The sequence below is a fragment of the Bradyrhizobium sp. MI1.11 genome (genome assembly GCF_055811255.1).
Map to the genome: position 1 here is coordinate 135,352 of NZ_JBVVPM010000010.1, position 14,427 is coordinate 149,778.

Here is a 14,427-nt window from a genome sequence, read left to right on the forward strand (position 1 = left end):
GGGGATTTCTGCGTGTCTTCCTGGCTCGACTACACGATCAACGGGCTGATCGTCGGTAACGTCTACGCCCTCGTTGCGGTCGGGCTCGCGCTGATCTTCGGCGTCAGCCGGTTGATCAACTTTGCGCAAGGCTCGATCTACCTCGTCGGCGCCTATATCGGCTGGGTCGCGGTGGTGCAGCTGCATACGCCGTTGCCGCTCACCATCATCGTGGTCGCGGCGGCGGCGGCACTGGTGGGCCTGATCATCGAGCGGTTCGGCTTGCGTCCGCTGCAGAACTCGGTGCGCATCGCACCGCTACTGGCGACCATCGGCATCAGCTTCGTGCTCGATCAGCTCGTGATGCTGACTTTCTCGCCCAATCCGCGCGCGCTGCCGAGCCAGTTGCCGGATGTCCGCTTCCAGATCGGCGGCGGCACGATCGGACCGCTCGATCTGCTCATCGCTGGCGTCGGCATCACCAGCGCGCTGCTGCTGTTCGTGTTCCTGCGCTACAGCAAGCTTGGCTGGGCCATCCGCGCCACGGCCCAGGATCGCGACGCCGCGATGCAGATGGGCGTCGACGTCAATCGCGTCAATCAGGCGGTGTTCGGCATTGCGGCTGCGCTCGGGGGCGTCTCCGGCCTGCTGGTCGGCATGTACTACAACCAGATCGACACCGCGATGAGCCTGCAGGCGACGCTCAAGGGCGTCGTCGCCGAAGTCGTCGGCGGCGCCGGCAACGTGCCGGGCGCGGTGATCGGCAGCCTGCTGCTCGGACTGGTCGAGAGCTACGGCGTCGCCGTGTTCGGCACCAGCTACCGCAATCTGTTCGCGTTCCTTCTGCTGGTGGTGGTGCTCGTGCTGCGGCCGAACGGCCTATTCGCAAGCGCACGGCAGGCGCCGCCCGAGCCGCTCACCGGCACTTTCATCGCGCCGAGCCGCCCGGTGCGCATTCCGCGCTGGGCTCTGCTGATCGCGACCGCCGTCTTCGCGATCCTGCCGCTGTTGCCTGTGTCGTTCTACGTGCTCCAGACCCTGATCAACGCCTGGCTGCTCGGCATGCTCGCGCTGAGCCTCACCCTGGTTGCAGGCACGATTGGTCAGGTCTCGCTGGGACACGCCGCGCTGCTCGCGATCGGCGCCTACACCTCCGCGCTGCTGTCGCTCACGTTCGGCATCCCGGTCGGCCTTGCCATCATCGGCGGCGGCTTGATGAGTGCTGCGCTCGGCACTGCGCTGATCTCGCCGTCGTTCCGGCTGCGCGGACATTATGTGTCGATCGCGACGCTCGCGATCGGCGAGATCGTCTCGCTGGTGATCCTGAACTGGGAGAGCGTCACGCGCGGGCCGATCGGCATCTCCGGCATTCCGCCGCTGCCTCTGTTTGGCTATGAGCTGGTCAGCCCGATTTCGATCTACTGGTTCAGCTTCATCGTGATGGTCGTGCTGGCGCTGCTGCAGGGACGCCTGCTCGGCTCGCATCTCGGCCGCAGCTTTCGCGCCATCCGCGACGACGACATCGCCGCGCGCGCCTATGGGCTCAGCCTGAATCGCTACAAATCGCTCGCCTTCATCTTCGGCGGCTTTGCCGCCGGCGTCAGCGGCGGCATCGCCGCGCACCTCTATTCCTACATCAACCACGAGACCTTCAACACCCAGCAATCCATCCTGGCGCTGACTGTGGTGATCCTCGGCGGCCTCGGCAATGTCGTCGGAGCGATTCTCGGGGCGGTCGCGCTGGTCGGCCTGCCGGAAGTGTTCCGCATTGCGGCGGAGTATCGCATCCTGATCTACGGCATCGTGCTGCTGCTGCTGGTGCGGTTCAGGCCGCAGGGCCTGTTGGGGACGATGTGATGAGCACGACCATGCTGTTCCTGCGCGGTCTGACGCGGCGTTTCGGCGGCCTCACCGCCGTCGACGCCATCGATCTCGATCTCGCCAAAGGCGAACTGATCAGCATCATCGGCCCGAACGGGGCCGGCAAGACGACGCTGTTCAATCTGGTGACCGGGCTTGACCTGCCGGACGCCGGGACGGTTCGCTTCGAAGGTCAGGACATCACGGGTCTCTCGCCGGAGCGGCTGGCCGCCGAAGGTATCGCGCGCACGTTCCAGCTCGGTCGCGTGTTTGGCAATCTCAGCGTCATGGACAACGTCTTGATCGGCGCCCATACGCGGCTGCGTGCCGTCAAGCCGGCCGTGCCGCTGATCGGCCCGCTGCTGGAACTGGGTCTGGCGCTGCTGCGCCCCGCCAGCGTCAAGGCCGAGGAGGAGCGGCTGCGCGAGGAGGTGAAGGTCATTCTCGCGCGCTTCGGCGAGCGGCTGCTGCCGCGCATCGACCAGCCCGCCTACAGTCTCTCTTACGCCAACCGCCGCCGCGTCGAGATCGCCCGTGCGCTCGCCTTGAGGCCGCGCCTGCTGCTGCTCGACGAGCCGACCGCCGGCATGAATCCAACCGAAACCACGGAGATGCAGGGGCTCGTCGCCGAGCTGAAAGCCGAAGGGCTGACGATCTTGCTGATCGAGCACAAGCTCGAAATGGTGATGCGCCTCTCCGATCGCGTCATCGTCATGGACGAGGGCAAGAAAATCGCGGAAGGCCCGGGTGAACAGGTGCGCGGCGATCCCAAGGTGATCGAGGCCTATCTCGGCCACGGCCTGACGACGAAGCAGGAGAGCGCGGCATGACGAACCCGCCTTCCGATGCGCTGCTGACGCTCACCGACGTCAACACCTTCTACGGTCAGGCCCAGGTGCATTTCGACCTGTCGATATCAGTTCCGCGCGGCCACATCGTCTGCCTGCTCGGCGGCAATGCCAGCGGCAAATCGACCACGATGAAGATCATTTTGGGCCTGGTGAAGCCGCGCTCGGGCGAGGTGACTTTCGACGGTGCCTCGCTGCTCGGACTTACCACGCCGCAGATCGTCCGCCGCGGCATCGCCTCGGTGCCGGAGGCGCGACGGCTGTTCGCCGACATGAGCGTGCGCGAGAACATCCTGATGGGTGCGTTCGTGCGCAACGACCGCGAGGCGATCGCGCAGGATCTCGACAAGATGCTCACGCTGTTCCCGAAGCTCGGCCAGCGGCTGTCGCAGCGCGCCGGCTCGCTCTCGGGCGGCGAGCAGCAGATGGTCGCGATGGCGCGCGCGCTGATGAGCCGTCCCAGGATGATCGTGATGGACGAGCCGACCATGGGCCTGTCGCCGCTTTACGTGGACCGCGTGCTGGAGCTGATCCGCACCATCAACCAGGAGGGCGTCTCGGTCTTCATGGTCGAGCAGAACGCCAGCCTCGCGCTCGAGATCGCGCACGAGGCCTATGTGCTCCAGACCGGCAAGATCGTTCTCTCCGGCTCCGCCCGCGCGCTGAAGGACGATCCCCGCATCCGCGATGCCTATCTCGGCGGCTCCGAGGCCGCGTAAGGGGTCCGCTGTCGTCTCCTCCCTCCCGCAAATCCGCATATGCGATCATCGGGTGGAAGTCGAGTCTGGCCAGTATGACCACCTTATGAAAAGATCATACCGCTCGTGCGATGGGCGTGCGCAGTGGACCGAATGATTGACGTGACGAGATTATCTTTGCGGGCGGTCGAGCCCGGGATGGTGCTGCTGTTCGGCGGGTTGATCGCGGCCAACATCGGGGCGTGGGCCTGGGCCTTCGCGGCGTTCGGTGACCGGCCGACGGTGATGGCGACCGCGCTGCTCGCCTGGGTGTTCGGCCTGCGCCACGCCGTCGATGCCGACCATATCGCGGCCATCGACAATGTCGTGCGCAAGCAGATGCAGGCAGGCGGCACGCCACGTAGCGTCGGTCTGTATTTCGCGCTCGGCCATTCCACGATCGTCGTGGTCGCGACCATGCTGCTCGCGCTCGGCGTCGTGACCCTGGGTGGCGACAGCCTGCTCAAGGAGATCGGCGGCTTCATCGGCACGTCGGTCTCGGCGCTGTTCCTGCTGGTGATCGCGGCCATCAATCTCGTCATCTTCGCCGGCCTGTGGCGGACGTTTCGCACCGCACGGGAGCAGGGCATTCACGACGCCGAGGGCCTCGACGCCCTGCTCGCCAGTCGCGGTCTCCTGGCGCGGCTGCTCGGCCCGATGTTCCGCCTGGTGACGAAACCCTGGCACATGTATCCGCTCGGCTTCCTGTTCGGGCTCGGCTTCGACACCGCAACCGAAATCGGCCTGCTCAGCATCTCCGCCGGCGAAGCCGCGCGCGGTGCTTCGTTTGCCGATGTTCTCGTTTTCCCCGCGCTGTTCGCGTCGGGCATGGCGCTGGTCGATACCGCCGACTCCGCGCTGATGGTGAGCGCCTATCGCTGGGCCTTCGTCGATCCGCTGCGAAAGCTCTGGTACAACCTCACGATCACAGGAGCTTCCGTGGCGGTGGCGCTGTTGATCGGGGGAATCGAGGCGCTCGGGCTGATCGCGGACCGGCTCGGCCTGTCCGGCGGCGCGTGGGCACTGGTCGACGCGCTCAACGACTCGCTCGCCAATGTCGGCTTCGCCGTGGTCGCGCTGTTCGCGGTCGCCTGGCTCGTCTCAGTCGTGCTCTATCGGCGCATGTTTGCAGTTGAGCGGCGGCGCGCGGCCGATGCGCTGATCGGCGCCGATGTCACCGAAGCGGCCTGATCGACAATCCGCTGGCTCAAGCCGAAGCCGCGCTCGGAGCCTGCTCCGCGGGTAAATCATCAGCATTGGGATCGCCCGGCGCGGTGGCCCAGGCCAGTTCTACCAGCGTCACGATCCGGCGGCCGGCGCCGTCGAGCTGGCAGACGATCAGACCCTGCTCTTCCATGTAGCCGAGCAGGCGCTGCGCCCGGCGCAGGGAGTGCGAGCCGTAGGCACGGGCGATGGCGGCGTCGCCGGGACACGGCCAGCCTTCTTTCGCCGCGCGCGCGATCATCATGAACACGCCCTGCATGTCGTCGGGAAGGATCGAGGCGCGGAGCGACACATCCTGCCAGGCGTCGTCCTCGGCATGCTCGGCGCCGAGCCCGGCGCGTGCGCGCGTCAGCATGCGGCGGAATTCGGTGAGGTCGGGCACCGCCGAGCCGAGGCCCTCGATGCGGCAGCGGACCACGAACTCCTGGTACAGCACGCCGACCGCGCGGAAACCGGCGTCGGGCGCGGCGAGCACGGCACGAAGGGTCCGATCCACGCGCTCGCGCCGTTCGGCGAGCTCCTCGGCGCTGACCGGAACCTCGATCATTTCGGGCCCGATCTCCGGTGCCGCAGCCTTCGCGGCGCGGAGCTGCTCGAGCAGATCGGGCGCGGGCCGGCGCTGCGGCCGGCTGGCATCGGGGGGCGGCGCGGCCAGGATCACGGCGCGCATGTTTTCGAGTGCGGCTTCGGGCATCGGCATCAGCCGCGGCGTGGAATTGCGCGGCTGGGTTTCGGTCGTGCCGATATTCAAACGCAGGGGCCGTCGCGACAGCGCGGGGCCGAGCGCCATGAATTGTCCGCGTTCGAGATCGCGAAACGATTCGGCCTGCCGCCGCTCCATGCCGAGCAGGTCGGCGGCGCGCGCCATGTCGATGTCGAGGAAGGTGCGGCCCATCAGGAAGTTGGACGCTTCCGCCGCGACGTTCTTGGCGAGCTTTGCCAGCCGCTGGGTCGCGATGATCCCGGCGAGCCCGCGCTTGCGGCCGCGGCACATCAGATTGGTCATCGCGCCGAGCGAAAGCTTTCGCGCTTCGTCCGAGACTTCGCCCGCGACCGCAGGCGCAAACAGCTGCGCCTCGTCGACGACCACCAGCATCGGATACCAATGGTCGCGGTCCACGTCGAACAGCCCGCCGAGGAAGGCCGCGGCGCGGCGCATCTGGTTTTCGGCGTCGAGCCCTTCGAGATTGAGCACGGTGGAGACGCGATGCAGCCGTGCGCGCTCGCCGGCAACCTGAAGGCCGCGTTCGGTGTGATCCTCGGCCTCGATCACGAGATGGCCGAAATGCTCCGCCAGCGAGACGAAATCGCCTTCGGGATCGATGATGGCCTGCTGCACCCAGGGTGCGCTCTGCTCCAGCAACCGTCGCAGCAGATGCGATTTGCCGGAGCCCGAATTGCCCTGCACCAGGAGGCGGGTCGCCAGCAGTTCCTCGAGGTCCATGGCGGCCACAGCGCCCGCCGTGGTCTGCCCCATCTCGATTGCAACCGTCATGCCCGACTCAAGTCCTATCATTCGCGGACAGGGACTTAACAACCCGGTCGCGGCGCGTCGAGCACCATGGCGGAAATCATGCGTTGTTGCCCACGGCGGAGTTCAGGCGTGATTCGATTGCCGTAGAAGTGCGGGCCGATAGGCGCTTGCGGATCGTCGTCCTCATCGGAAGGAATGGCGCAGGAGCCGAATTCCTGCCTGATCCGCTCGATCTCGGCGATACGCTCGTGCAGCCGCTGCAGATGCTCCGGGGATGTCGCCCGCCAGAATCGAAATGTGTCGGCGGTGAGCGGCATGAACGCGGTGCCGAACAGCGTTGGCTCGGGAACGACGGTGCGCCCGAGCAGCAGGAACCGGTCGGCGCCGGAGACGACGAGCGTCGCGTAGCCGCGATTTCCGATTCGCTTGATGCCGTTCAGCGACCACTCGGCGAGCTTGCTGAAATAGGGCTCCTCGCGCCAGCGATCAGGGCAAGGATCATCGACGGTGACGTTGACGGCGTCCTGGCTGAAAGGCACGATGATGCCCGACTTCGCGGGAAACCAGTGGTCGTCGAGATGGCCTTGCAGCCAGGCGCAGACGAATGAACGGCACATCTGGGGACGGCGCTCCTAGATGGTGCAACCCGTGCCCGTCTGCCAATGCTTGCACAGCTGGTTCACCGGCTTGTCGACGGCGGCGACTTCGAGGATGTCGCAGCAGGCATTGCACGAGCCGCATTGTCGGGCAGGCTGGGCTGTCCTGGTCGGGCCGGTTCCGCGAAAACCCTGGCCGTCGCGGACCAGCAGCTTCTGCTTCTCCAGCGCGTTCAACGCACGTTCGATTTTGAGACGGGACAGTCCGGTGGCGTCGATCACGCCCTTCATCGTCGTCGCGCCTGCCTCTACTGCGCGGACGACGCTCAGCATCGCCTGGTCCATTGCTTCTTTTTCTTCGATTTTTCTTGTCTGGATCCGAACGCGGGGACTGCAAACCGTGTCTGGAAAAGCCGTAAAGACTGTCTTGCAAAGCTATGTTACTCAGGCACATCCGCCAGACAAGACGGCGAGCCTGGCGCGCGCGCATGCGGCGTTTGCGCAAATGAAGGATCTCGTCCGAAGCGTGCGACCTCGTTCGAGCGCGCGGCGGACAAGGATTGTGCGCTTTGGTTCAGTTCGAGCGGAAATGCCGCATTTTCACGCTGCGCCACGTCTAGAAATGACGAGCCACATGGGCTCTGTGTCATTCAGGCGTGATATTTGCGGTGAAAACAGGAGGGAACTGAAAGCGACACGACCGCGTGATCGATGACTCGCGATCACTCCTGTTGAGTTTGCGTCACACCAGGAACAGTGCCGCGCGCGATCATTTGCGTGAGAGCATGGTGGCAGCCCCAGGCGCGACGCTCAGCCCCGGTGTCTTGGGAGCGTAAGCGCCGACGCGTCCGATCGCGAATGGAAGCGCCCGTTACAGCGCGCCCGATCCGCCCTGCACGATCTTCTCGTTGAGCTTCAGGTCCACGGTCTCGACAGTGCGGTCGATCTCTGCATTGGGCGCGCCGAGCTGATGCGAGATCAGCTTGACCAGCAGGTCGACGCGCTCGATGAAGGGCGCGCCGCCAGCCACCGCGCGTGCGGCCGATGACGGCTTCAGCAGGCTCTCGGCAGCCTTGGCGTATTTCGCGAACGGTACCTGGTCCTGCGGATCGGCGCCGAGACGCCGAGCGATGGCGTCGACATGCTCGTAGATCGTCTGCGAGCGCGCGAGATCGCCGTGCACAGCGTCGCGGATCGACTGCGGCTCGTGCGGCGTGATGCAGCGGTAGTTGCCGGTCAGCAGCATCGACCATTTCGCCAGCGGCACGAACAGAGAATCGAATACCTTCAGCTTCACCGGCACGTCGTGGCCGTCCAGGGTCACCGCGTCGATGTCGGCTTCGAGCTCGCGCAGCACCTTGTTGTGCTTCTCGTCGGCGAACACGGATGCCTTGAAATTCGTGGGCAGACCGACGTGAAGCACGTTCGCAGCCTCTTCCGGCGGACGGAATGCCTGCGGGTCGGGCGAGCACAGGGTCACCAGCCCGGGCTCGAAGCGCTCCCACACCTGCGCATTGGTGTAGGCCTCCTCGAGATCCATGTCTGCGAGCGAGGGGATCCGCTTCAGATAGGGCAGCGGCGGCATGTTCATGATCGACAGGCACGGCAGCTTCGCCGCGGCGATCCTGACCATGAGAACGCGCACCGTGTGGTTGGTGTATTGCGGCTCCTGCATCGCAAGGCCGACCATGTCGTAACGGGACAAGTCCACATTGGCCGGCGTCACGGCGTCGAGCTTGCCGGGCAGGTCGCGCGAGAAGATGGCGCGGTGAACCGCCTCGTCGCGCAACTTGATGCGCACCTCGGTACCCTCGCGGTTGATCAACTCCGCGGTCTTGGCGCGGCAGACCAGGGTCACGTTGTGCCCCGCCATCAGCAGCTTCGTGCCCAGCAGGGAGCCGTAGGAAGCCCCGAGAATCAGGATGTTACGCGCCATGTCTCGTCCCTTTGACAATTTGTGCGATTTTTGAGCCCCGGCCGTCATCCGCGGGCGAGTTTGGCCGGCATGTAAGGCAAAGTGCGTGGGGATGGCAACTGGGATAATGGATACAAGGCACGGAAGGCTCAGCAGGCGGCCCGGCGTGTTGCTTGACGCCGAAAGCGCGACGGCGCCTCACCGGCGACGGGTTCTGGATGTCCATGAGTTGCTCAAATAACTGGCTTACCGAAGTAAGAAATGTTGCACGCCTCAATCGCCGGGCTCGCCCAGAACGCGATCATACCTCGTCACGTCTCGCGCGCCGGGTGCGGATGAGCGGCATCGAGGATTTCGTCGCGCGGGTTTTCCTGCGACGTCGACCGCGGGAAAGTCCCGTGGCGAAGGGCGTCGGCATCGATCAGGCGGCAACCCGCCGCATCTTTTGTCGCTGGCGTGATTGGTGGCACGGCGGATCGGCGTCATCAGGAATTCATGATGGAAGCCGACACAGGCGATGCCTTCTCCCTCGTTAAATGAGCTCCAATTTTAGTCGTCCACCGCAACAAAAAACTGCAAACGCGGAATAGCAAAAAATGGCAGAGTGGTGCGGGGCCTAAACTGTGTATCAGCAACGGAGCTGAGACGTGACGATTGAGTTGGAGTCGGCGTGAGACTTGCTTTGCGACCGGTTCGTTCGGACTGTAGTCCGTCTGGTCCAGTGCCCCCGCCCGCGAAGGGAAAGCGGAACGATCATCGGGACGGCAGACGCAAGCGCGATCACGCACGCGTGATATCGCATCGAGCAGACATGCAGGGCGTTGCGCTGACAGCGCTGCGCCGAGTCCAAGCAACCGCCGACGCGCCGTTCGGGGACTGTCATGGAACATGATCATTGGCCTCACGGCACGTGCGACGGCGCCGGTCGAAGCCTGGCGTGCTTGCGGAAACGCGCGTCCGATTTTTTCGAAAGCTTGTCCGTCACCGAACTCGTGCGCGAGGCGCACAGGCATCGGTGGATTTCGGACTGGTTGAGGATCTCAGGCGAGTACCGGATCTTCGCCGAATCGGTGCGCGCAGCCGGTTCAGCTCAGATCGCGCGGGAAGCGTGGCTGTGCTCGCTGACGGCCCTTGAAGTCGCGAGGAACCTGTCTTGGCCCGGAGATCCCGGGAGTACCGACCTCGTAGACAAGGTCGGACTCAGCCTGAGGGGCTTCGAGGAGGACGCCGGTTCGGCGATCGAGCGCGTGGAGATCGACTGCTTTGATCAAGGCTCGCTTGCGGGCTACTTTCTGCCGGCGTTCCCCGATCGGTCTTTCGCACCCGCGGTTATCTGTGTCAGCGACGAGGACATCACCCTGGGCTCGATGATGAGCAGGCTGTTGCCGGCCTCCGGGCGACGGAACATGTCACTCCTGCTCGTTGATACCGGCAATTCATCCGGTCGCAGCCCCTTCAAGCCGGCGCATATTCTGCAATGCTGGCTGGATTACCTGGAAGCGCGTCCGGACGTCGATTCGCAGCAGATCGCGGTCTACGGCGAGGGGGCGGCCGCCAGTCACGCATCCCGTCTTGCCCTCCTGGATCGCAGGATGGCTGCCGTCGTGGGCGACGGCGGCATTGCGACGCCGGTCATGCGCCGGGCATCGCTGCGCTGGATGATCGGCGTCGAGCAGACGGTCCGTGACGGGACCTCAACGGGTTCGTTGCCGCCGTCGCGTCGGATCCCTTGCCCACTTCTGATGGTCGTCGGGAGCCGCTCAATGGTTTGGGAGGAGGATGCTCTCGAACTGCAAGCCGGCTATCGGCAGGCCGGAGCCGATTGCGCGACCGTCGTGCCGAACTGCATTCCGCACCCCCTGGGCGAGGTCGAGAATTTCATCGCGGTGGACGATTTCATTTTCGAATGGCTCGACAGCAAACTCGGAATTGCCCCCCAGCTGGGCTCTGTGACCTACCTCTGAGCCGCGCAAGAGATTGGGAAGGCGAGAAGAGATTGGGGATTGATCGAGGCGCACGTTCCGCGTCTGAGGTCAGGGGGTCAGGAGGCGTCGATGGCCAGCAACCGTGCGGCCAACCGGGCATTCTTCGCAATCGTTGCGAGCGCGGCATTCAGATCGGCCAAGGTCTTCTCGTCGAGCTCGTTGAACATGGTCGAGTTCAAGGCGAGCTTTCTCTTGGACAGCTTTTCGATCTCCGAGGTCGCCTTTGCGGTGAGCGACATCAGGACGTAGCGTGCGTCGTCTGCTGCCGGCCGTCGCGATAGGAAGCCGCCCTTTTCGAGGGCCTTGGTCTGGTTGGTCACGAAGGCCGGGTGGACCCGCAGCTTGTTTGCGATGTCGATTCCGGCGACACCTCGCCCCTGGTCCAGTTCAGTGATTGCCATCAGGATCAGCCACTGCGGCTCGGTAATGCCCAGCAGTCCGGCCCAGCTGGTGTGGATGTCCTCCAGCTGGGAATGAATTTCAACGACGTTCCAGATAAAGTCCGTAATCGCCCTGTCGAGTTTCTTCTCGATCATGTGGCTCCCTCCCCATTTGTTCTATGAGCCATCTTTAATGGGATATCTTGGAAGCGTCTCGAAAATCGCGCGCCGACGACAGGGAGATACCGCGCAGCTGAAATCACAGGACAAATTATTGCTTGCAAAGAACAATTAATTTTATTATCGACTATCGTACTCTATTTCGCTGCTCTTGACCCGCTCGATGGACAGCGATGCGAGACCTCCAAGAAGCCCTCGGGATGCCCCCTGAGGGCTTTTCTTGTTTGGTTATATGGAATCTTCGCTACCAAAGCCGCCGCTGTTGCTCTTAAGCCACATCCCGGCCGGAACTGTCGATTCATCAAATCAATAAATTGAGGCAGTTGTTTTTATAAACTATATGTGAAGCCACGACGGAGGGGGGGCACCTCGCTGTCGTTTCAGTCCGGACCTTCGTGCGGATCTGAATTGATCGAAATTGAGAGGGTAAAGCGGCGTCCATCGAGGACCCGAGCCCCCTGAACCGACCTGGAGGTTTACTAATGAAGTTGACGAAGACACTCTTTCTCGGCTCGGCTGCCGGCCTGATGGCCGCCTCCGGGGCGTTCGCAGCCGATCTTCCCGTGAAGGCCAAGGCGGTCGAATACGTGAAGATCTGTTCGCTGTACGGCGCCGGCTTCTACTACATCCCGGGCACCGACACCTGCATCAAGCTCGGCGGCTACGTGCGCGCTGACGCGAACTTCAACACCAACTCGGACTTCAATCCGAACCAGGGCGGCACTGCCGGTGCTCGCAACCGCCTGATGAACTACTACACCTTCCGCGCTCGTGAAGACCTCAACATCGACACCCGCACAGCGACCGAATACGGCGTGGTCCGCACCTTCTTCGACGGCGTCTTCACCTGGACGAGCGGCAACTATACCCCGACCGGGTCGGCAACGGGCGCAACCCAGTACAGCGGTACGCTCGGTCTCAACGCTGCCGGCACCGGCCTCGTTGGTTCGAATGGTAGCGGCTCGGTCAACGGCACCGACGGCAACACCTCGGGTGGCGCACTCGGCGTGTACTACGCCTTCATTCAGTTCGCCGGCTTCACCATGGGTAAGGCCGTGTCGCAGTTCGACGCGCCCTGGACCAACTATCCCGGCAACATCACCGACAACCTCGTCGGCGGCAGCGGCACGGTCACTGGTGTCAACCAGTTCACCTACACCGCCGACTTCGGTCAGGGCATCACGGCGTCGTTCTCGGCTGAAGACGTCTCGGCCTACTATCAGGCCGGAAACGTCAACATGACCGGCGCGACCGCGGGCGGCATGATCGGCGGCTCGTACGGCACCAACGCGATCGGCGGCACTCGTTCGCCGAACCTTGTTGGTACGGTCCGTGTCGACCAGGCCTGGGGCCTGTTCCAGGCGTCGGTGGCTGCGCATGACAACCACGTCGGTTATTACGGCGCGACCGAGCCGACCGGCCACCCCGACGACAAATGGGGTTGGGCGGTTCAGCTCGCTCTGTCGATCAAGAACATCCCGACCGGCGCGGGTGACACGATCAACATCCAGGGCGTCTACACCGACGGTGCGACCCGCTACAACTTCCAGAATCTGTCGGGCAGCAGCTACGCGCTGTACGGCAATTCGGGCATTGCTGGCTCTTACGGCAGCATCGGCTTCGCCAGCGCTCCCGATACGGTGTTCGTGACCGGCAGTTCGCAGGAAACCGTCAAGACCTGGGGTTTCCGCGGCGCTTACACCCACAACTGGGATCCATACTGGAACTCCTCGCTGTACGGTGCCTACGCACAGGCCCAGTTCGGCACGCTGGCCAAGACCACCCTCTGCGGCGCCGGCGGTGCTGGCGGCGTGTTCGGCGGCCTGGCCGGTGTGACGGGTTGTAACCCGGACTTCGCCATCGGCCAGCTCGGTGTCGTCACCCGCTGGACCCCGGTCAAGAACCTGACGTTCTCGGCTGACGTCTCCTGGACCCACCTCGACCAGAAGTACTCCGGTACGGTTGGCCTCGTCCCGAACGTTATTACCGCTAAGCCGGCCGCGGTTTACGAACTGAAGGACCAGGACTCGATCGCCATGATCCTCCGCGCTCAGCGCAACTGGTAAGATCTGTCGAAACACATGAACGAACACCCGGCGGGAAACCGCCGGGTGTTTTTTTTGCGCAAAGCAGATGATGTAGGACGGCGAAGCCCCGGTGCCCGGATGGAGCGCAAGTGCGATCCGGGGCCGCTCGCGCGGTGTCTGGCACCTTCCCGGATTACGCTTGCGCTCCATCCGGGCTACGGGACCGCGCCTGTGTCGCTCCTCTGTCAATCGTTGGCCGCAAAAATATTCCACTTTACCGAAATTCGGTTTTGGCGTATGTGTCGCTCATCCCGGCTCATCCTTGAGGGGCGATCTTGTGGTCGTCACGTTCGCGAGCCGGGCTTGCGGTGGACGCGGCAGCGTTCGGGTGCGAGTGGCCAAGGGCAGGGCGGATTGCTCTCCGTGAGCCCAAGGCTTCGTTCCGACGAGCGGCGCTGCTAGGCTTCGTCTCGTCTGTAAGTTTCCGGCTCCGTCGACAGGGCTGGAAAAACTGCGGCGAAATGGCGGGCCGTGCGTACGGCAAAACCGTGTGGTCCTGGCCGTCGTTGCTACGGTCAAGCCCTGGCGAATGCGGCATCTGCGTCAACCGGCGCGGTGCCGGTGAATTTCGCGAAGGCGAGGGAGGCCAAAGAGAACTCGGCTCCCGGGAGAGCACGGCATAAGCCGTCCAACCATCGCGCAGGGAAGGCCGAGTGATTGGCTACACCTGTATGCTGCTGTGCGGTTTCCTTGCGCTACATTTTCGCGCAGCGGACCGCGGGTGCCAGCCGGCACCCGGCCTTCCCTGCGCCCTCTTGGAAAAGAGGGTGGAGCTACCAGGCAAAGCTCGGGCGAAACACGCCGCGAGGACGCGAAGCCGTGTCTGCGGCTACACACTCCCTGTCATCGCCCGGCTTGACCGGGCGATCAGTATTCCGAGACAGTTTATGACTGAACCGAGAAGCCGCGGCGCACTGGATTCCCCGCTTTCGTGGGAATGACAGTGGTGCTGGGAGGACGAAGCCGTCGTCTCATACGCCGTCATTGCGAGCGCAGCGAAGCAATCCAGTCGGCCGCCGCGGAGGGATTCTGGATTGCTTCCGCCTTCGCTAAAGCTTCGGCGGACACGTCGCTGCGCTCGCAATGACGGTTTGACGGAGTGTGCGCCACATTTCGTTCTCGCCAACGCTGCGCAATCTTCCGCAAGTAGCGCAGAATCCGC

General features: G+C 64.0%; 9 protein-coding genes and 1 pseudogene. 6 read left to right on the forward strand and 4 right to left on the reverse strand.

Going from position 1 to position 14,427, the window contains the following annotated elements:
* Positions 1-12 precede the first annotated feature (12 nt).
* The 4 genes from AC0L30_RS13265 to AC0L30_RS13280 all read left to right on the forward strand — a co-directional run bounded on the left by AC0L30_RS13265 (position 13) and on the right by AC0L30_RS13280 (position 4,615).
* The gene (locus AC0L30_RS13265) at positions 13-1,836 is read left to right on the forward strand and encodes an ABC transporter permease (RefSeq protein WP_473404442.1); all 1,824 of its coding nucleotides are present in this window, start codon (positions 13-15) and stop codon (positions 1,834-1,836) included.
* Positions 1,836-2,669 (forward strand): ABC transporter ATP-binding protein, encoded by an 834-nt coding sequence (locus AC0L30_RS13270; RefSeq protein WP_473404443.1) that lies wholly within the window; start codon positions 1,836-1,838, stop codon positions 2,667-2,669. The genes AC0L30_RS13265 and AC0L30_RS13270 overlap by 1 nt, the downstream gene beginning before the upstream one ends.
* Positions 2,666-3,406: an ABC transporter ATP-binding protein gene (locus tag AC0L30_RS13275; RefSeq protein WP_473254730.1), complete on the forward strand. Its 741-nt coding sequence runs from the start codon at positions 2,666-2,668 to the stop codon at positions 3,404-3,406. Before AC0L30_RS13270 ends, AC0L30_RS13275 begins: the two co-directional genes overlap by 4 nt.
* 177 nt (positions 3,407-3,583) lie before the next feature.
* Positions 3,584-4,615, forward strand: a complete 1,032-nt coding sequence (locus AC0L30_RS13280; RefSeq protein ID WP_354127290.1) for a HoxN/HupN/NixA family nickel/cobalt transporter — start codon at positions 3,584-3,586, stop codon at positions 4,613-4,615.
* Positions 4,616-4,631: 16 nt separating this feature from the next.
* Here AC0L30_RS13280 and AC0L30_RS13285 read toward each other — a convergent pair whose 3' ends face one another.
* The 3 genes and pseudogenes from AC0L30_RS13285 to AC0L30_RS13295 form a co-directional block, all read right to left on the reverse strand.
* Positions 4,632-6,143, reverse strand: a complete 1,512-nt coding sequence (locus tag AC0L30_RS13285; protein WP_219681516.1) for an ATP-binding protein — start codon at positions 6,141-6,143, stop codon at positions 4,632-4,634.
* A 102-nt stretch (positions 6,144-6,245) separates the two neighbouring features.
* A pseudogene (locus tag AC0L30_RS13290) lies at positions 6,246-7,063 on the reverse strand (YkgJ family cysteine cluster protein).
* A 526-nt stretch (positions 7,064-7,589) separates the two neighbouring features.
* Positions 7,590-8,654, reverse strand: coding sequence for a ketopantoate reductase family protein (locus AC0L30_RS13295; protein WP_007595931.1), 1,065 nt, complete (start codon positions 8,652-8,654; stop codon positions 7,590-7,592).
* Between the two features lie 860 nt (positions 8,655-9,514).
* Here AC0L30_RS13295 and AC0L30_RS13300 point away from each other — a divergent pair.
* The gene (locus AC0L30_RS13300) at positions 9,515-10,597 is read left to right on the forward strand and encodes an alpha/beta hydrolase family protein (protein ID WP_473367709.1); all 1,083 of its coding nucleotides are present in this window, start codon (positions 9,515-9,517) and stop codon (positions 10,595-10,597) included.
* A 77-nt stretch (positions 10,598-10,674) separates the two neighbouring features.
* On the opposite strand, the gene AC0L30_RS13305 is transcribed toward AC0L30_RS13300, so the two are convergent.
* On the reverse strand, positions 10,675-11,154 hold the full coding sequence (locus AC0L30_RS13305; protein WP_007595922.1) for a MarR family winged helix-turn-helix transcriptional regulator: 480 nt from the start codon (positions 11,152-11,154) through the stop codon (positions 10,675-10,677).
* 506 nt (positions 11,155-11,660) lie between these two features.
* Between AC0L30_RS13305 and AC0L30_RS13310 the strand changes: the two genes are divergently transcribed.
* Positions 11,661-13,244, forward strand: a complete 1,584-nt coding sequence (locus tag AC0L30_RS13310) for a porin (protein WP_007595920.1) — start codon at positions 11,661-11,663, stop codon at positions 13,242-13,244.
* The last annotated feature ends 1,183 nt before the right edge of the window (positions 13,245-14,427 follow it).

What these genes read in the sequence shown, in the direction of transcription:
- AC0L30_RS13280 (WP_354127290.1), top strand. Translation starts at nt 3,584, where the DNA reads ATGGTGCTGCTGTTCGGCGGGTTGATCGCGGCCAACATCGGGGCGTGG.
- AC0L30_RS13305 (WP_007595922.1), bottom strand. Translation starts at nt 11,154, where the DNA reads ATGATCGAGAAGAAACTCGACAGGGCGATTACGGACTTTATCTGGAAC.
- AC0L30_RS13285 (WP_219681516.1), bottom strand. Translation starts at nt 6,143, where the DNA reads ATGACGGTTGCAATCGAGATGGGGCAGACCACGGCGGGCGCTGTGGCC.
- AC0L30_RS13275 (WP_473254730.1), top strand. Translation starts at nt 2,666, where the DNA reads ATGACGAACCCGCCTTCCGATGCGCTGCTGACGCTCACCGACGTCAAC.
- AC0L30_RS13295 (WP_007595931.1), bottom strand. Translation starts at nt 8,654, where the DNA reads ATGGCGCGTAACATCCTGATTCTCGGGGCTTCCTACGGCTCCCTGCTG.
- AC0L30_RS13300 (WP_473367709.1), top strand. Translation starts at nt 9,515, where the DNA reads ATGGAACATGATCATTGGCCTCACGGCACGTGCGACGGCGCCGGTCGA.
- AC0L30_RS13310 (WP_007595920.1), top strand. Translation starts at nt 11,661, where the DNA reads ATGAAGTTGACGAAGACACTCTTTCTCGGCTCGGCTGCCGGCCTGATG.
- AC0L30_RS13270 (WP_473404443.1), top strand. Translation starts at nt 1,836, where the DNA reads ATGAGCACGACCATGCTGTTCCTGCGCGGTCTGACGCGGCGTTTCGGC.